Origin of the sequence: Luteibacter sp. CQ10 (genome assembly GCF_040900725.1) — a bacterium.
In the GTDB taxonomy this organism is placed as follows: domain Bacteria; phylum Pseudomonadota; class Gammaproteobacteria; order Xanthomonadales; family Rhodanobacteraceae; genus Luteibacter.
Map to the genome: position 1 here is coordinate 51540 of NZ_JAEUYM010000005.1, position 16612 is coordinate 68151.

A 16612-nucleotide genomic window follows, 5' to 3' on the forward strand; every position below is an offset into this window, starting at 1 on the left:
TAAGCATGGACTGGAGCCAATTCCTCATCTTCGCGGGCGTCGGCCTGCTCGCCCAACTGGTGGACGGTGCCCTGGGCATGGCGTACGGCCTGGTGTCCAATGCCGTGCTGCTCGCGCTGGGCCTGCCACCGGCGGTGGCCAGCGCGACGGTGCACACGGCCGAGGTGTTCACCACCGGCGTGTCGGGCGGGGCCCACGCCTTCTTCGGCAACGTCGACTGGAAAGCCTTCCGGCGACTGGCCATCCCCGGCGTCATCGGCGGGGTGATCGGCGCCTGGTTCCTCGCCAGCGTGCCGGGCGACGCGATCAAGCCCTTCGTCTACGTCTACCTGCTGATCCTGGGCATCGTGGTCCTGGTACGGGCCGCCGGCCGCGTGGTGTCGCACCATCGCGTACGTCACAAGGGAGTCGTGGGCTTCTTCGCCGGGCTGCTCGATGCCATCGGCGGCGGTGGCTGGGGGCCCATCGCCACGTCCACCCTGCTCGCCCGCGGCGGCGCGGTGCGCCAGACGATCGGCACGGTCAACGCGGCGGAGTTCGTGGTGACCCTCGCCGTCTCCACCACGCTCGTGGCCCACCTGGGCATCAGCCACTGGCCGATCGTGCTGGGACTGCTCACCGGCGGCGTCATCGCCGCGCCAGCCGCCGCCTGGCTGGTGAAGCACCTGCCGCCACGCTACGTGATGACGGCCGTGGGTTGCCTGATCGTGGGGATCAGCCTCTACCAGCTGATCAACTACATCGTCGTCGCGCGTTAGAACCAATCGAGCGTTTCGAGTCGCTCGCCGAGGAGCTTGCGCATCTTCTTGACCGTCTTGGGATGGGCGTTGACGAGTTTGGGCGCGTCGGCGATGCGCAACAGGGGCAGGTCGGACAACGAATCGCCGTACGCGACGGCACAAGGACGCGCGATGCCTGCCCGCTGGACGGACACCGGCTTCACGCCGTCGACGTTGTGCACGACGAAACGCACGCCGAACAGCCCACCTTTCGTGCGCGAGGCGAGGAGTTCGCAACCGGCGAGGTTCACTTCGTCGAGGATGGCCTGCACGAGCGTCGCATCGTTGCCGGTGACGATCACCACGCGATCGCCCGCGTCCAGGTGACGGCGCAGCGTCGCCACCGCATCGCGGACGAACACGCCGGGGCGGCGCGCATACGCGCGCGCGAAGGCCGTCACCTTCCGGCGATAGCTGGCTTCGCTGCGGCCGAACGTCACCACGCGGAGGAAGACTCGCCCGAGGAACCGGTTGCCGCCCACGCTCGGCAGCAGCACCGGCACGAAGGGCACCAGCGGCAAGGCCAGCAACAGCCGCCAGCGACCGAAGCCTTTCAGGCACTCGCGGAAATACAGTTCGAGCGTCTGGTGACGCACGATCACGCCATCGAAATCGAACAACGCCACACGCCGCGCATCGGCGGCGATGTCGGTCGCCGCCGCATCCATCCCCTGTGTCATCGCTGGATCAGTGCCGGTGAGCGTGTGGATGCGGGTTCGAGAAGAAGAGCTTCTTCAGTTCTTCGCCCGGATCGGCGGCGCGCATGAACGCTTCGCCCACGAGGAACGTGTGGATGCCTTTCTCGCGCAGGATGCGCACGTCTTCCGCCGTGTGGATACCCGACTCGGCGACGATGGCGGTCTCGGGACCGACGCGGTCCTTGAGCTTCAGCGAGGTGCCGAGCGAGGTCTCGAAGGTGCGCAGGTTGCGGTTGTTCACGCCGATCAGCGGGGCCGGCATGCCGAGCGCGATTTCGAGTTCTTCCTCGTTGTGCACTTCCACGAGAACGTCGAGGTCGAGTTCCGCGGCGAGCAGCGACAGTTCGGTGAGGCGATCCTCGTCGTAGATGCGGTCGCCGTCGGCCTCTTTCTGCGCGAAGGCGGACACGATGAGCAGGATGCAGTCGGCGCCGATCACGCGCGCTTCGTACACCTGGTATTCGTCGACGATGAAATCCTTGCGCAGGATCGGAAGATCGCAGGCGGCGCGAGCCTGGCCGACGAAATCTTCATGGCCCTGGAAGAAATCCGCATCGGTGAGCACCGACAGGCAGGTGGCACCGCCGGCGGCATAGCTGCGGGCGATGGCGGCCGGATCGAAGTCGGGGCGGATCAGGCCCTTGCTCGGGCTGGCTTTCTTGATCTCGGCGATCACGGCGGGCTGGTTGTCATGCAGCCTGGCGTCGATGGCGGCGACGAAACCGCGCGTGTCTTCGAGATCGGCGATGCGCGCGGCAAGATCGTCCAGGGAGCGCTTGCGGCTGCGTTCGGCGATCTCTTCCAGCTTGCGGTCGAGAATCCTGTGGAGAATGTCGGGCATCGATGCGCTTCCTAAAGGCTAGGCCGGCGCGCGGGGCCGCGACGGCGAGTCAGGCGCCGAGCCGCTGGGTGGCGGCCACGAACGCCTCCATTTTTACACGAGCCGCGCCGCTTGCGATGGTGGCCCGGGCAAGATCGATGCCGGCCTGTATCGAAGAGGTGACATCGGCCGTATAGAGCGCCGCACCGGCATTCAGGCAGACGATGTCGTGGGCCACCCCCGGCGTGCCGGCAATCGCGTCGAGCAGCATGGCCTTGGATTCATCCGCGTTTTCCACGCGGAGGTTGCGGCTGGAGGCCATGGAGAGTCCGAAATCCTCCGGCTCGATCTCGTATTCGCGCACGTCGCCGTCGCGCAGCTCGCCCACGAGGGTGCCCGCGCCCAGCGATATCTCGTCCATGCCGTCGCGCCCCCAGACCACCATGGCGTGCTTCGCGCCGAGGGCCTGCAACACGCGCACCTGGATGCCGACGAGGTCGGGATGGAACACCCCCATGAGGATGTTCGGCGCACCGGCCGGGTTGGTCAGGGGGCCGAGGATGTTGAAGATGGTGCGCACGCCCATCTCGCGACGGACCGGCGCCACCACTTTCATGGCGGGGTGGTGGTTCGGCGCGAACATGAAGCCGATGTCGGTCTCCTCCATGCACACGGCGACCTGGGCGGGCAGCAGTTCGATGCGGGCGCCCAGGGCCTCCAGCACGTCGGCGCTGCCCGACTTGGACGAGACGCTGCGGCCGCCGTGCTTGGCCACGCGTGCGCCGGCCGCGGCCGCCACGAACATCGAGGCGGTGGAGATATTGAACGTGGACGCGCCGTCGCCACCCGTGCCCACGATGTCGACGAAATGCGGGTGCGAGCCGGCTTCCACCTTCGCGGAGAGATCGCGCATCACGCGCGCCGCGCCGGTGATCTCGCCGACCGTTTCCTTCTTCACGCGCAAGCCCGTGAGGATCGCCGCGGTCATCAGCGGGCTGACGTCGCCGCGCATGATCTGGTGCATCAGCTCGATCATCTCGTCGTGGAAGATCTCGCGGTGCTCGATGGTGCGCTGGAGCGCCTCGGAAGCGGTAATCGGCATGGAACGTCCCGGTGGATCAGGCGGCGAGCGGAAGCGGCATGCCGAGGAAATTGCGCAGCAGGTCGTGGCCGTGCTGGGTGAGGATCGACTCGGGATGGAACTGCACGCCCTCGATGTCGAGAGTGCGATGGCGCAGGCCCATGATCTCGTCGATGGAGCCGTCGTCGCGTTCCGTCCAGGCGGTGACTTCCAGGCAATCGGGGATCGAATCCTTCTCGACCACCAGCGAGTGGTAGCGCGTGGCCTCGAAGGGATTCGGCAGCCCGGCGAACACGCCCTGCCCGAGGTGCTTCACCGGGGAGGTCTTGCCGTGCATGATCTCGCGCGCCCGCACCACCTTGCCGCCGAACACCTGGCCCAGGGCCTGGTGGCCGAGGCAGACCCCGAAGATCGGCACCTCGCCGGCCATCTCGCGCAGCACGTCGAGCGACACGCCCGAGTCGTCGGGCGCACCCGGCCCCGGCGAAATCATGATGCGGGACGGCGCCAGCGCGCGGATGTCCGCCACCGTCAGCGCGTCGTTGCGCACCACCTTCACCTCCTGGCCCAACTCGCCCAGGTACTGGACGAGGTTGAAGGTGAAGCTGTCGTAGTTGTCGATCATCAGCAGCACGTTGCGCCTACCTTTGGTTCCGCGGTCCAGCCCAGGCCGCATTGTAGCGGCCGGAACCCTCGAGCATAACCGCGACGCCCGCGATGCGCCGGGCGGGTTGACCTGCGTCAACAGCCTTCCGGGCCCGGCCGGGGATAACGGACGCTCGGATATTCGATGGTGGCCGGCCCTCCAGGCTGCCCGGAGGACGCCCATGCCGGACGACGCTCCCCTCGCCAGGCCGGCCGTGGCCGACGCTGCGCCGCCTCCGCGGCCGAAGCGCCGACGGCACGCCGTCGCCTGGAGCCTGGGGCTGGCGCTCGTGCTCGGGGTGGGTGGCCTGACGGCCTGGTGGATGCTGCCCCCGCGCGTCGGCGTCGTGCACGCCCGGCGGGGAACCGCGATCGAAGCGGTGTATGCCACCGGCACCGTGGAATACACGGTCATGCTGCCCATCGCCGCGCGCATCACCGCCCGGCTGATCGCGCTGGACGTCGACGAGGGGGACCGCGTGGCCGCCGGGCAACGCCTCGCCCGGCTCGAAGATACCGACCTCGTGAGCCACCTCGCCCAGTTGCGCTCGCAGGAAGCCTTCACCCGCGCCGAGTACGCGCGTTACGCGGCACTGCTTCCGCGCGGCGTCATCGCCCGTACGCAATACGACAAGGTGCGCTCGGACTGGCTGTCGGCGCGATCGGCGGCCGACACGGCGACCGCGGAGCTTCGCTTCGCCCGGCTGGTCGCCCCCACGGCCGGCACGGTGATCCGTCGCGACGGCGAAATCGGCCAGCTCGTCGTCGCGGGCTCCCCGGTGTTCTGGCTCGCCGTCGATTCGCCGCCCCGCGTGACCGCCGACGTCGACGAGGAGGACATCGCCCGCGTGGCCCCGGGCCACGCCGTGCTGATCCGCGCGGACGCGTACCCGGGAAGGATTTTCCAAGGCCGGGTGACCGCCGTGACCCCCAAGGGCGACCCCACGGCGCGCAGCTACCGCGTGCGCATCGCCATCGACGGTGCCACGCCGTTGCGCGTGGGCATGACCGCCGAGGTGAACATCGTGACGCGGCGCCACGATGGCGCGTGGCTTTTGCCCGACACCGCGCTGGACGGCGACCGCGTGTGGACGGTGCGCGCCGGGCGGCTGTCGGCACGCCACGTCACCGTCGGCATACGCGGCGAACACCAGGCCGAAATCCTCGCCGGCGTGACCGCCGCCGACGCCGTGGTGGCGGTACCGGCCGACGGCATGCGCGAAGGCCGGCGCGTGCGGACGTCGCGCACGGACGCACCGCCATGATCCGGCTGCTCGTCGCCATGGCGGCACGGCATCTGCTTTCCCGGCGCCGGCAGAGCGTGGTGTCGCTTCTGGGGGTGGTGCTGGGCGTGTCGTTCTTCCTCGCCATCTCGGCCATGATGCGCGGGTCGGAGCTGGACATCATGCATCGGCTGGTCGACAACGCGCCCCACGTCACCATCGAGGACGACTACCGCACGCCCACGCGGCAACCGGTGGCGCAGATGTTTCCCGAGGCGCTCGTGCAGTTGCACCACGTCGTGCCGCAAACCGAGACGCGCGGCATCCGCGGCTACCCGCGGATACTGGACGACCTCCGCCGCATGCCGGGATTGCAGGCCTCAGCCCTGCTCGGTGGGCAGGCACTGGTCAGTTTCGCGGGGAAGGATCGCGCCGTGGGCCTGAACGGCATCGTCGCGAGCGAATACGTGCGCGTGTCCACGATCCGGCGCTACATGGTCCGAGGTTCGCTGGACGAGCTGGAGACCAATCCGAACGGCATCGTCGTCGGCGACGAACTGGCCCGGTTGATGAGCCTGACGATGAACGACAACGTGAACGTCGCCAGCACCACGGGGCAGGTGCGCACGTTCAAGGTGATCGGCCTGTTCCATACCGGACGCTCGGACTTCGATGCCGGGCAGGCGTTCGTCGCGCTCAAGCGCGCCCAGTCGCTGCTCGACCGGCCCAACCGCATCAACACCATCGTGATCCGCCTGGTCGACCCGGACGCCGCGCTGGCCGAAGCCGCGCGCATCGAGCAGCGCGTGCGTTACAAGACGGTGTCCTGGCAGGAACGCTCGGAAGACCTGATGAGCGCGCTCACCATCCGCCGCATCATCATGTACGCGGTGGTGGGCGCGGTACTGGTGGTCGCGGCGTTCGGCATCTACAACGTGATCTCCACCGTGGTGCTCGAGAAGCAGCGCGACATCGCCATCCTCCGCGCCATGGGCTTCGAGGCACGCGACATCGAGCGCATGTTCCTGGCCCAGGGCGCCATCATCGGCGCCATCGGCAACGTGTTCGGCATCGCGCTCGGCTGCGGGCTGATGGCCGGGCTGATGCGCGTGCATTTTCGCTTTCCCGGCAGCAGCGACGTGAGCTACCTCGTGCTCGACTGGAGCGCGTTCCAGTTCGCCCTCGCCAGCGGGGTGGCGATGTTCGCCGCCATGACCGCGTCCTACCTGCCCGCCCGGCGCGCGGCGAAGGTGGAACCGGTGGACGTGCTTCGCGGAGGCACCTGATGCCCGGGGCGATCCGCCTGGACCACGTCACCCGCCGGCTCGACGCCGACGTGCCCGTGACGCTGGTCGACGACGCGAGCCTTCGCATCGACGCGGGCGAATGCGTCGCGATCGTCGGGCCGTCCGGTTCGGGCAAGTCATCCCTGCTGTATCTCATGGGGCTGCTCGACCAGCCCACGCGGGGACACATCGTGCTGAGGGGCGAGGACACCGCGGGGTATGGCGACGCGGAACGCGCCGAGGCGCGCCTTCGCGCCATCGGCTTCGTCTTCCAGTCGCATTTCCTGCTCCCGGAATTCACCGCGCGCGAGAACGTGATGCTGCCCATGCGTCGGCTCGGACGCCTCGGCGAGGACGCGATCCACGCACGTGCCGGCGAACTGCTCGCGGCGCTCGACCTGAAAACGCAATGCGACAAATGGCCCCGCCAGCTCTCCGGCGGCCAGAGCCAGCGCGTGGCGATCGCCCGCGCGCTGGCGAACGATCCGATGCTGATCCTGGCCGACGAGCCCACGGGCAATCTCGACAGCGTCGCCAGCCGCACGGTGCAGCAGATCATCCTCACGCTGGCGCACGAACAGGGCCGGGCCGTGGCGGTGGTCACCCACGATACGTCGTTCGCCGCCCAGGCCGATCGCCGCATCCGCATCGTCGACGGCCGGATCCAGCCGTGATCCGGGTGCGCCTAATCCAGTTCGAAACTCACCCGCATGCACACGCGCCAAGCGGTGATCTTGCCGTCCGAACCGGTGATGACCTTGGTTTCGCTGATCCAGGCGCCCTTGATGCCGTCCAGCGTGCGGGCCGCGCGGTCCAGCCCTTCCTGGACGGCGTCTTCCACGCTGTCGGGCGATTCGGAAATGATCTCGATGACCTTGACGACGCTCATGGCGAACCTCCGGGCGGGAATGCGCGAAGCCGGTTCGCGCATGGTTTTCCACCCTAGCGCGCGGACCGTGGCCCGGCTTGACCCTGATCAACTGCGAGTTCATCGCGACGGCGCGAGTCCAGGGCCAGCCACGGATGGGAGGGCGTGAACTGAAACCTCGGGCCATCGCCCACCAGCGTGACGGTGTCGTCGTCGCCGAGTGCGGCACGAAGCCCGTAAGCCGCAGCCGTACCGGCCAGCCCGGCGCCCAACACGATGACGTTTGCCATGAAGAAGGCTCCGGAGGGATCACGACCATCTTCGCGATCCGCGTTACCGCCGAGTTGACCGGCGTCAATACCGCCTTTTCGTTTTCATGGAACCGGGGGCCGCATGGCACCGTGGCCCCGCAAGATGCGAGAATCCCCGTTCATGGCCGATCCGGCCGCCGCGACACCCGCGCGAGAGACGTGAAGACACCCCCAGGATTGCAGGCACTGATCGACGACGGTGTCATCGATGAAGTGCTGCGGCCGCTCAAGAGCGGCAAGGAAGCCTCCGTGTACGTCGTGCGCAGCGGCGACGAGGTGCGCTGCGCGAAGGTCTACAAGGACATGGCGCAGCGCAGTTTCCAGCAGCGTGTGCAATACCAGGAAGGCCGCAAGGTGCGCGGCAGCCGCGAAGCGCGTGCCATCGGCAAGGCCACGAAATTTGGGCGCAAGCAGCAGGAAGAGGCCTGGAAGAACACCGAAGTCGACGCGCTCTACCAGCTCTACGATGCGGGAGCCCGCGTGCCCCGGCCCTACGGGTATTTCAACGGCGTGCTGGTGATGGACCTGGTCACGGACGCCGACGGTTTTTCCGCGCCGCGCCTGGGCGAAGTCGAGCTGAGCGCGGACGAGGCCCGCGCGTTCCACGCCGTGCTGGTGCGGCAGGTGGTGCTGATGCTGTGCGGCGGCCTGATCCATGGCGATCTGTCGCCGTATAACGTGCTGGTCGGCCCCGATGGCCCCGTTGTGATCGACTTTCCGCAGGTCGTCAGCGCCTCGGGCAACAACGCCGCGCGCACGATGCTGTTGCGCGACGTCAACAACCTCACGGCCTATCTGGGACGCTGGGCACCGGATCTGCTGGACACCTGGTACGGCGAAGAGATGTGGGCGCTGTTCGAAGCGGGCGGCCTGCTGCCCGATACCGCACTCACGGGCCAGTTCACCCCCGACGAATCGGAAGTGGATCTCGACGGAGTTCGGGAGGCCATTGAGGATGCGCGCCAGGAGGCCTTGATACGCCAGCAGGGACGCGAGGCGGCGGAAGAGGACTGGTAGGCCTGCGCGATAACCGGGCGCCTCGCCGTGGGCACCGCCCCGCACCGGTGCGATGACCCTCAGAACTTTTCGCCCACCGGCAGGTAGCGCCACATGCCCGGCGGCATCGCGCCGTTCGGTCCCTTGCCCAGGCCCACCTTGCCGATGCGCAGGCGCCGGATCGACACCACATCCAGGCCCACCTGCGCGCACATGTGCCGTAACTGACCGTCCTGAACGCCCTTGATGGCGAATCGCAGGCGGGTTTCGTTCTGCCAGCTGACCTTGGCCGGCGACGGCGGCCGCCCCTTGAAGGCGAAGCCGTTACTTAGTTTCTGCAGGCCATAGGGCGCTATCTCGCCGCTGACTTCGACGACGTACTCGTGTTCGATGAGCGCGGCGTCCTCGGTCAGCCGACGCCATACCCGGCCATCCTGGGAGAAGACCATCAGGCCGCTGGCTTCGGCATCCATCGGCACGAGCGGCGTGAGCCGGTGGAAATGCCGGCGCAGCAGGCGCTCGCCGCTGGGGTCGTCGGGCCAGCGGGTATCGGGTGTCACCAGCGAGCTCGCGGGCTTGCCGCCCGCGATGGCGTCATACCCCGGCGGCTTGTACAGCAGGATGGTGGCCGGCTCCACCGCGTCCAGGCGCGCATCGGGATCGAGCTCGACGCGCTCGTCCGTGACGCGGTGCTGCGGCAGCTCGATCGCCACGCCATCGACCGACACCCAACCGTTACGGATGAACTGCTCGGCGTCGGCGCGCGACACCCCGAACCGTTCGCAGACGCGCTGGGCAAGACGGACGGGAGCGGTCATGGACGTTACCGGTGAAGAGGGCGGACCAGTGTACCCATCGCAAGGAACCGCCGGTTGAGGAAGCAGGGAGTTCGCCCCATGCTTGAAGATGGATTTCGTCGTCCGGGCCACGTCGCCCGCTTCCATCCACTTCAAGGAATACGTCATGGAATACCGTCAACTCGGCCGCTCCGGCCTGAAAGTCCCCGTCCTGAGCCTCGGCACCGGCACCTTCGGCGGCGCGGGAGAATTCTTCGAGCGCTGGGGATCCACCCAGGTCGCGGAGGCCCGGCGCATCGTCGACCTCTGCCTGGAGCACGGCCTCAACTTCTTCGACACGGCGGACATCTATTCGGCCGGCGGCTCGGAGGAAGTGCTCGGCGAGGCCCTCAAGGGCCGTCGCGACAAGGTGCTGATCGCCAGCAAGGCCACCTTTCCCATGGGTGACGGCCCGAACGACAAGGGCTCGTCGCGTTACCACCTCGTTCGCGCCTGCGAGGCGAGCCTGCGCCGCCTGCAGACCGATCACATCGACCTGTACTTCATGCACGGCTTCGACGCGCTCACGCCGGTCGAAGAAACCCTGCGCGCACTGGACGACCTCATTACCGCCGGCAAGATCGGCTACATCGGCGCGTCCAACTTCTCCGGCTGGCAACTCATGAAGTCGCTGGCCGTGTCCGAGAAATATGGCCTCGGCCGTTACGTGTCGTACCAGGGCTACTACTCGCTGATCGGCCGTGACTACGAATGGGAGCTGATGCCGCTCGCGCTCGACCAGGGTGTCGGCACGATGGTGTGGAGCCCGCTCGGCTGGGGCCGCCTCACTGGCAAGATTCGTCGCGGCCAGGCCGCCGACTCGGGCCGCATCGCCTCCGGCGGCGCGGTGGGCGGGCCGCCGGTGGACGACGAAAAGCTCTACGACATCGTCGACGTGCTCGACGAGATCGCGCAGGCGCGCGGCAAGTCGATCGCCCAGGTGGCGCTCAACTGGCTGCTCACCCGCCCCTCGGTGGCCAACGTGGTGATCGGCGCGCGCAACGAGGAACAGCTCACTCAGAACCTCGGTGCCGTGGGCTGGTCGCTGGCGACCGACGAAGTGGCTCGCCTGGACGCCGTGAGCCAGACCACGCCGGTGTATCCGTACTGGCACCAGAAGGGTTTCGACGAGCGCAATCCGAAGCCGACGACGTGGTAATGCTTCCGCATTCGTGACTTGCCGGCCCGCGCTCCGGCGAAAACCGAAGGCGAGGCGCAGGGTTCCTGCTTCGCGGGAACCCTGCAATCCGATGGCACCCATGCCATGATCGGTCCATGAGAAGCCTCGATTTCAGCTCCTGGCAGGCCTTGCTCTCCACCCTGCTCGGCCTGGCGGTCATCACCCTCATCGGCGTGGGCATCCGCCTGCTCACGATGCAGCTCGTGCAGCAGCGCAGGGAACGGGAGAACCGGCAGATCAACGAGCGCCTGCGCACGCTGATCGCCGCTTACAAGACGCTGGGCGGATCGTTCACCGGTGAGCTTTCGGTGGATCCGCGCCACCTTCGCGACCTGCGCAAGCCCGAAGGCGAAGGTGTCATCGACGCATCGCCAGGCAACGAGCGTTCGCGTCGCGTGCGTGACGCCGTCGAGGCCGCGCTGTCGGACATCGTCCTGCTGGGGACCGAGGAACAGGTCGAACTGGCCGCGAAGGCGGCGAACGAACTGGTCGCGGGCCGACCGGTGCACACCCACGACCTGGTGGTGTCGCTGCGCGGCTTCATCCGCGGTGTGCTCGATCTCGAACCCATTCCCGCCCGCCTGGCGATCCCCAACCAGGGACCGTCGCGCAGCGTATCGGGCGGCGGCACCAAGGGTGGTGGCGGACGGGACGAAGGCGGCCGCGGCGGCAAAGGCGGAGGGGGTGGCATGGGCGGCGGCGGCATGGCCGGCATGGGCGTCGGCCTCGGTGCCGGCGCGGCCGTGGGCGACGCGCATGCGGACGACCACCCGCACGGGTGATCGTCCGCGCCGATATCAGCCGATACGGGCCAGCAGGTCGTCGGTGGTCGTGGTTTCGCCCAGGCGCGGGAATACCTTCGCCAGGCTGTTCTCGTGCGTGCCGGCGTCGAGGTCGGTCATCGCGTCGGTGACCAGGACCACGTGGTAGCCCAGCTCGCTGGCGAAACGCGCCGTGGATTCCACGCCGATGCTCGTGGCGATGCCGACGATCACCACCTGTTCCACGCCCTTGCCGCGCAGCCAGTTGTCCAGGTCGGTGGTCTGGAATGCGCCCCAGCGCTTCTTGGTGACGAGGTGGTCCGTCGGCGCCTGCTCGAGCTCGGGCACGAGGCGCGAGAACTCGGGATCGGACGGCAGTGGGCGATGCCCCATGTCCGTGCGGCCCGGTGCGCCGGCATCGACGTTCACCAGGACGACGGGGCGACCGCTGGCGCGAAAGGCGCGCGCGAGTTTCGCCGAGCGCTCCACGATGGGCGCGGCCGGTTCGATGAGCGGGAGGTTGACGACGCCGTGCTGGAGGTCGACGACGATCAGTGCGGCGTTGGCGTCGAGTTGGGTGAGCGACATATGGGAGCCTTCAGGACGTGGAGGAAGAGGACACCGCCCGCGGCAGCGTGCGGTCGACGAGGGTGGCGAGCACGAGCACGACGTTCACCGCGCCCATCACCAGGGCGAGCGTATGCAGGCCGTGGTCGCTGGCGTGCTGGCCGTACGCCAACCCGAGCAGGCTGGTGGCGGCGATCGCCCCGATGTACGTCGCCGTGCGTTGCAGGCCCGAGGCCGCGCCGAGTTGCGCCGGCGGGGCCTGCAGGTAGACCGCGGTCTGGGTGGTGGTCGACACCAGGCCGAGCGATGCGCCGAAGAACGTCACCGCGGCGGCCATGATCCACAACGGCGAGGCGGCATCGATCCACAAGAGGGCGACGCAGCCGACGATCGACGAAGCGAAAGCGAACAGGAACGGACCGCGCAGGCCGCGCGTCCTCGCGCCGGTCAACGACGCGATGCCCGCCACCACGGACATCGGGAGGGTCGCCAGCCCGGCGGCGGCGGCCGAATAACCCGCCGCGTTTTCCACCCACTGCGCGAAACCGTAGAACACGCAGTAAGCGGTGGCGAAGGCCGTCGCGGTGCGCAGGTAGGTCACGCTCAACGGCACATGGCGCGCCAGCATGCGCAGGTCGAGGAAGGGATCGTCGCGACGCAGGGAATGCCATGCGGTCGCCGCGCCGAGCACTACGGCGCAGGGAAGCATCGCCCAGCGCGGATGATCCAGGTCCATGAGGAACACCATCGTCGCGACCAGGGTGCCTGCGAAGAGGCCGATGCCGAGAAGGTCGACCTCGGTGGCGAGGCCCTTCCGGCGCGCCGCGCGCGGCGCATCCTTCGGCACCCACGCCAGCACCATGCACAGCGTTCCCAGCGCCAGCGGAATGTTCACGGTGAAGATCGCATGCCAACCGAACGCGGTCGTCAACACACCGCCCAGCACCGGACCGATCGCCGTCGTGGCGATGCCGGTGAGCGACAGCACGCTCAGGGCGACACGCGGCGGCGCGCTGCCCGTGCGGTCCGCGCGTTCGCGAAACAGGCGCATCGCCGAGGGATAGGCGCCCGACGTACCGACGCCCAGCAGGACGCGCACGCCCACCAACCACGGCAACGAAGGAGCCCAGCGGCCCAGCACGCCGGCCGCGGCCACCAGCAGGAGCGACACGAGATAGACGCGCCGTGCGCCCAGAAGGTCGGCCAGGCGGCCCATGGTGGGCTGGGCCACCGCGCTGGTGAGATAAAGACCCGCGATGAGCCAGCCGGTCTGCGCGACCGTCGCATGGAAGTCGCGCGAGATCGGCACGAGCGCCGTGGCGATCGCCGTGGAGTTCACCGGATTCAAGGACGAACCGAGGGCCAGTGGCAGCACGAAGCGCACGCCGAAGGGGTTTCCGGCCGGCCGTTCGTCGAAGTGGTGCATCACGATGCCCGCGTGTCGCCGTCGGCAAGCCGAGCGATCACCTTGGCCGCGCGGGCGAGGTCGTCGCGCTCGTCGTCGGAAAGCTCCGACATGGCCGAAGCAAGCCAGCCCTGCTTGGACCGGCGCACGCGACGGTGTGCCTCGGTGCCCACCGCGGTGAGCGAAAACAGGAACTGTCGACCGTCGCTGGGATGGGGGGTGCGCTCCACCAGGCCGTCACTTTCCAGCATGGCGAGCGATGCACCCATCGATTGCGGTTTCACCGATTCGGCGCGGGCAAGGTCGGCGATGGACGTCGGGCCCGCGAGAGCGAGGCGCGAGAGAATCGCCGACTGCGACCAGGTGAGCTCCAGGTTGTTGGACTCGGCGCGCAAGCGGCGGATCAGCAGGCCGCAAGCGGCGAGCAGGTCGGCGGCGGCGGTGTCCGCGTCGGGAATGGGATGTCGGGCCATAGGTGAAACCATAGGCTTCGAAAGGCAAACTTGCAAGTTAAACTTGCAAGTTTGCCTTCGAAAGTTCATGCTCCATCCGCGTTTTCATGCGCCCAAGCCGATGGGCGCGTGGCACGGCTTTTCCTCAGGCCACCCTGCGCGTCGGCGGCACCAGGTCGTCCAGCTTCCCGCCCGATGCCTTCTGCTGGTTCACTGGATCGTCGATCAGGCCGTGCGGAAAAATCGGCGCCAACGCGCTGGCTTCGTGCAGGCGCGCAAGATGCTCGTCCGATAGCGTGATAGTGGTCGCCAGGAGATTGCTTTCCAGTTGCTGGACGCTACGCGGCCCGATGATCGGCAACGGCCCCTTTCGCGACACCCATGCGATGGCCAAGGCACCCGGATCGCATCCCGTGTCATCGGCGATCGCGAGCAGCGTGTCGACGATGCGGGTGCGCTGCGCGCTGTTTTCGTCCTGGAATACGCGGCCGCCGAAGCCTTCCTTGCGCCCGGCTTCGCCACGGCGATACTTGCCCGTCAACACACCGCCGCCGAGTGGCGACCATGCGACGACGCCCAGGCCCAGCGCTTCGGCCGCGGGCAAGAGCTCATGTTCCGTCGATCGCTCCACGAGACTGTGCTCCACCTGTATCGCCGCTATCGGCAGCGAGCCGCGCACCTCCGCCAGCGTCACCGCGCGCGCCACCCGCCACGCCGGGAAATCCGACAAACCGGCATACAGGATCTTGCCCGCCCGGGCGAGGTCATCGAAACCACGCAGTATCTCCTCGACCGGCGTCACGCGATCCGGGAAGTGCGTCCAGTACAGGTCGATCCGGTCGGTTTTCAGGCGCCGCAAGCTCGCTTCGACGGAGGTCACCATCGCGCGGCGGCTGTTGCCCGTCGCAAGGATGCCGTCACTCTTGCCGCCGGCCTGCGTGTACTTCGTCGCGAGCACGACGTCGTCGCGGCGACCTTGCAGAAGGTTCCCGAGAATCTCTTCCGATTCGCCGAACTGGTAGGTGTCGGCCGTATCGATGAAGTTGCCGCCGGCGGCCAGGTACGCATCGAGGATGCGTCGTGCTTCGTCGGGTTCGGCGCCGTGGCCCCAACGCGTGCCGAAGTTGCCCGTGCCGAGCACGAGTTCGGACACGCGCAGGCCCGTGTGCTGGCCAAGAATGCGATAACGCATGGTTTTCTCCCGAGAGTGATGGGACGCGGCTTACTTGCCGGCAGCCTGTTCGATGATCGAGACGACGACATCGGGATGGGATAGGAAAACGGTGTGGCTGGCGCCAGGCACCTCCGTCACCTTCGCCTTCGCGCGCTTGTACATCCAGCGTTCGAGATCGGGATTGATGGTCTTGTCGGCCGTGGGCACGACGGCCCAGGTCGGCTTCGTTTTCCACGGGGCGGCCTTGGCCGGCGTCTTGAACGCCTTCTGCGAAAGGAACACCTGCGACCCGGCCATGAACGTGGCCAGGTCGGCCGGGGAGTCCGCGGCGAAATTGGCCTGGTACTTCGCTGGATCCATGTAGAAAAAGCCATCGGTCGTCAGCTTCACGTCACTGTTCGGCGCGGGAAACTGCGGTTTGGTCTCCAGCGTCTCCGTGCTTTCGCCCACGTCCGGCATCAATGCCGCCAGGTAGACCAGCGACGCCACCTTGGGATCGTCCCCGGCATCGGTAATGACCTGCCCGCCCCAGCTGTGCCCGACAAGGACCACCGGGCCATCCTGCTGATCGATCACGCGTCGCGTCGCGGCGACATCGGCCTCCAGGCTGGTCTCTGGCTCCTGCACGACGCTCACGTGGTAGCCCTTTTTCACCAGCCGGTCGTACACCGGCCGCCAGCCCGATCCGTCGGCGAACGCGCCGTGCACCAGCACGACGTTGTGGATAGGCTCCGCGGCGTCGGCCATCGACGCGCCAAGCGACAGGCCCAAGGCCAGTGCGATGGTTCCGAACTTCTTCGTTGCAACGGACATGACAAATCTCCTCGGCTGGTCGGATCACCCTGCGAAGACGTCGCCTCCGCAGGGCCTTTTTTGATTGCGAGCACAATCATAATTGATTTGATTGTAATTGCAATGTATAATTTGCCTGGAGTCGCAAGGGCCGGGTCATGCGCGTTTCTAAACAGAAATCCGAAGAAAACAGGACACTGCTGCTCAACGCCGCAGGTCGTTTATTTCGTGAAAAGGGGATCGATGGGGTCGGGGTGGCCGAGGTCGCCAAGCAGGCCGGACTGACGCACGGCGCGCTCTATGCCCACTTCCCCTCCAAGGAGGCGCTGGTGGCCGCCGCTTTTTCGCAGGCCTTTGCCGGAAACATGGCAGCCATCGACGCGTGGGCCGCCGGAAAGCAGCCGACGTTCGCCGATTATCTGGAGGCCCTTTTCTCGGTTCGCGCGCGTGATCGCGTCGGCGAAGGCTGCCCGATGGTGGCCTCGGCCAGCGAAGCCTCACGGCATGGGCCTGCATTGAGCGAAAACTTCGCGGCGGCGTTCCAGGCCGAGGTGGCCCTGTTGGAAGCATCGCTCGATCCCGCCCTGCCGGCCGGCGAGCGGCGTCGCGTATCCATCGCGGCGCTCGCCGCCCAGATCGGCGCGGTGGCCGTCGCTCGCGCGGTGGCCGCGAGCGACGACGCGCTATCGCAAGAGGTACTGGACGCTACGCGGGACGCCATCGCCCGCGGCGTCTGAC

At 67.7% G+C, this 16612-nt stretch carries 20 protein-coding genes; 8 read left to right on the forward strand and 12 right to left on the reverse strand.

Annotated features, from left to right (window positions below; all coding sequences use genetic code 11):
- Positions 1-5: 5 nt before the first annotated feature.
- Positions 6-758: a sulfite exporter TauE/SafE family protein gene (locus tag JNG39_RS17795; protein ID WP_368313326.1), complete on the forward strand. Its 753-nt coding sequence runs from the start codon at positions 6-8 to the stop codon at positions 756-758.
- On the opposite strand, the gene JNG39_RS17800 is transcribed toward JNG39_RS17795, so the two are convergent.
- Genes JNG39_RS17800 through JNG39_RS17815 form a run of 4 tightly spaced genes read right to left on the reverse strand, consistent with a single transcriptional unit; the run spans position 755 to position 4012 of the window.
- Positions 755-1459, reverse strand: a complete 705-nt coding sequence (locus JNG39_RS17800; protein WP_368313327.1) for a haloacid dehalogenase-like hydrolase — start codon at positions 1457-1459, stop codon at positions 755-757. The genes JNG39_RS17795 and JNG39_RS17800 overlap by 4 nt on opposite strands.
- 7 nt (positions 1460-1466) lie before the next feature.
- Positions 1467-2318, reverse strand: a complete 852-nt coding sequence (gene trpC, locus JNG39_RS17805; protein ID WP_368313328.1) for an indole-3-glycerol phosphate synthase TrpC — start codon at positions 2316-2318, stop codon at positions 1467-1469.
- Positions 2319-2367: 49 nt separating this feature from the next.
- Positions 2368-3399 carry an anthranilate phosphoribosyltransferase gene (trpD, locus tag JNG39_RS17810; RefSeq protein ID WP_368313329.1) on the reverse strand — a complete coding sequence of 344 codons (1032 nt, stop codon included), beginning with the start codon at positions 3397-3399 and terminating at the stop codon, positions 2368-2370.
- A 16-nt stretch (positions 3400-3415) separates the two neighbouring features.
- Positions 3416-4012 carry an aminodeoxychorismate/anthranilate synthase component II gene (locus tag JNG39_RS17815; RefSeq protein WP_368313330.1) on the reverse strand — a complete coding sequence of 199 codons (597 nt, stop codon included), beginning with the start codon at positions 4010-4012 and terminating at the stop codon, positions 3416-3418.
- A gap of 193 nt (positions 4013-4205) precedes the next feature.
- Between JNG39_RS17815 and JNG39_RS17820 the strand changes: the two genes are divergently transcribed.
- The 3 genes from JNG39_RS17820 to JNG39_RS17830 are packed head-to-tail and all read left to right on the forward strand — an operon-like array spanning position 4206 to position 7206.
- Positions 4206-5288 (forward strand): efflux RND transporter periplasmic adaptor subunit, encoded by a 1083-nt coding sequence (locus tag JNG39_RS17820; protein WP_368313331.1) that lies wholly within the window; start codon positions 4206-4208, stop codon positions 5286-5288.
- On the forward strand, positions 5285-6532 hold the full coding sequence (locus tag JNG39_RS17825; RefSeq protein WP_368313332.1) for an ABC transporter permease: 1248 nt from the start codon (positions 5285-5287) through the stop codon (positions 6530-6532). The genes JNG39_RS17820 and JNG39_RS17825 overlap by 4 nt, the downstream gene beginning before the upstream one ends.
- Positions 6532-7206 (forward strand): ABC transporter ATP-binding protein, encoded by a 675-nt coding sequence (locus tag JNG39_RS17830; protein WP_368313333.1) that lies wholly within the window; start codon positions 6532-6534, stop codon positions 7204-7206. The genes JNG39_RS17825 and JNG39_RS17830 overlap by 1 nt, the downstream gene beginning before the upstream one ends.
- An 11-nt stretch (positions 7207-7217) precedes the next feature.
- Here the strand turns inward: JNG39_RS17830 and JNG39_RS17835 are convergent, their stop codons facing one another.
- Both JNG39_RS17835 and JNG39_RS17840 read right to left on the reverse strand, forming a co-directional pair.
- Positions 7218-7421 carry a dodecin family protein gene (locus tag JNG39_RS17835; protein WP_368313334.1) on the reverse strand — a complete coding sequence of 68 codons (204 nt, stop codon included), beginning with the start codon at positions 7419-7421 and terminating at the stop codon, positions 7218-7220.
- A 53-nt stretch (positions 7422-7474) separates the two neighbouring features.
- Complete coding sequence (locus tag JNG39_RS17840) at positions 7475-7690, reverse strand: hypothetical protein (protein WP_368313335.1); 216 nt, start codon at positions 7688-7690, stop codon at positions 7475-7477.
- Positions 7691-7870: 180 nt separating this feature from the next.
- Here JNG39_RS17840 and JNG39_RS17845 point away from each other — a divergent pair, with 180 nt between their 5' ends.
- Entirely contained in the window at positions 7871-8728 is an 858-nt protein-coding gene (locus tag JNG39_RS17845) for a PA4780 family RIO1-like protein kinase (RefSeq protein WP_368313336.1), read from the forward strand.
- 59 nt (positions 8729-8787) lie between these two features.
- Here JNG39_RS17845 and JNG39_RS17850 read toward each other — a convergent pair whose 3' ends face one another.
- The gene (locus JNG39_RS17850) at positions 8788-9525 is read right to left on the reverse strand and encodes an rRNA pseudouridine synthase (RefSeq protein WP_368313337.1); all 738 of its coding nucleotides are present in this window, start codon (positions 9523-9525) and stop codon (positions 8788-8790) included.
- A gap of 145 nt (positions 9526-9670) precedes the next feature.
- On the opposite strand from JNG39_RS17850, the gene JNG39_RS17855 reads away from it, so the two are divergent.
- Together JNG39_RS17855 and JNG39_RS17860 are read left to right on the forward strand one after the other, a co-directional pair.
- Positions 9671-10702 (forward strand): aldo/keto reductase, encoded by a 1032-nt coding sequence (locus tag JNG39_RS17855; protein WP_368313338.1) that lies wholly within the window; start codon positions 9671-9673, stop codon positions 10700-10702.
- A gap of 116 nt (positions 10703-10818) precedes the next feature.
- On the forward strand, positions 10819-11505 hold the full coding sequence (locus JNG39_RS17860) for a hypothetical protein (RefSeq protein ID WP_368313339.1): 687 nt from the start codon (positions 10819-10821) through the stop codon (positions 11503-11505).
- A 15-nt stretch (positions 11506-11520) separates the two neighbouring features.
- On the opposite strand, the gene JNG39_RS17865 is transcribed toward JNG39_RS17860, so the two are convergent.
- The 5 genes from JNG39_RS17865 to JNG39_RS17885 form a co-directional block, all read right to left on the reverse strand.
- The gene (locus JNG39_RS17865; protein ID WP_368313340.1) at positions 11521-12072 is read right to left on the reverse strand and encodes a cysteine hydrolase family protein; all 552 of its coding nucleotides are present in this window, start codon (positions 12070-12072) and stop codon (positions 11521-11523) included.
- Between the two features lie 10 nt (positions 12073-12082).
- Positions 12083-13477, reverse strand: a complete 1395-nt coding sequence (locus JNG39_RS17870) for an MFS transporter (RefSeq protein WP_368313341.1) — start codon at positions 13475-13477, stop codon at positions 12083-12085.
- Positions 13477-13929, reverse strand: coding sequence for a MarR family winged helix-turn-helix transcriptional regulator (locus JNG39_RS17875; RefSeq protein ID WP_368313342.1), 453 nt, complete (start codon positions 13927-13929; stop codon positions 13477-13479). Before JNG39_RS17875 ends, JNG39_RS17870 begins: the two co-directional genes overlap by 1 nt.
- A 124-nt stretch (positions 13930-14053) precedes the next feature.
- Positions 14054-15100, reverse strand: a complete 1047-nt coding sequence (locus JNG39_RS17880; RefSeq protein ID WP_368313343.1) for an aldo/keto reductase — start codon at positions 15098-15100, stop codon at positions 14054-14056.
- 30 nt (positions 15101-15130) lie between these two features.
- A complete protein-coding gene (locus JNG39_RS17885; protein ID WP_368313344.1) occupies positions 15131-15895 on the reverse strand; it encodes an alpha/beta fold hydrolase in 765 nt (254 codons plus the stop codon).
- Between the two features lie 137 nt (positions 15896-16032).
- Between JNG39_RS17885 and JNG39_RS17890 the strand changes: the two genes are divergently transcribed.
- Entirely contained in the window at positions 16033-16611 is a 579-nt protein-coding gene (locus JNG39_RS17890) for a TetR/AcrR family transcriptional regulator (RefSeq protein WP_368313345.1), read from the forward strand.
- The last annotated feature ends 1 nt before the right edge of the window (position 16612 follow it).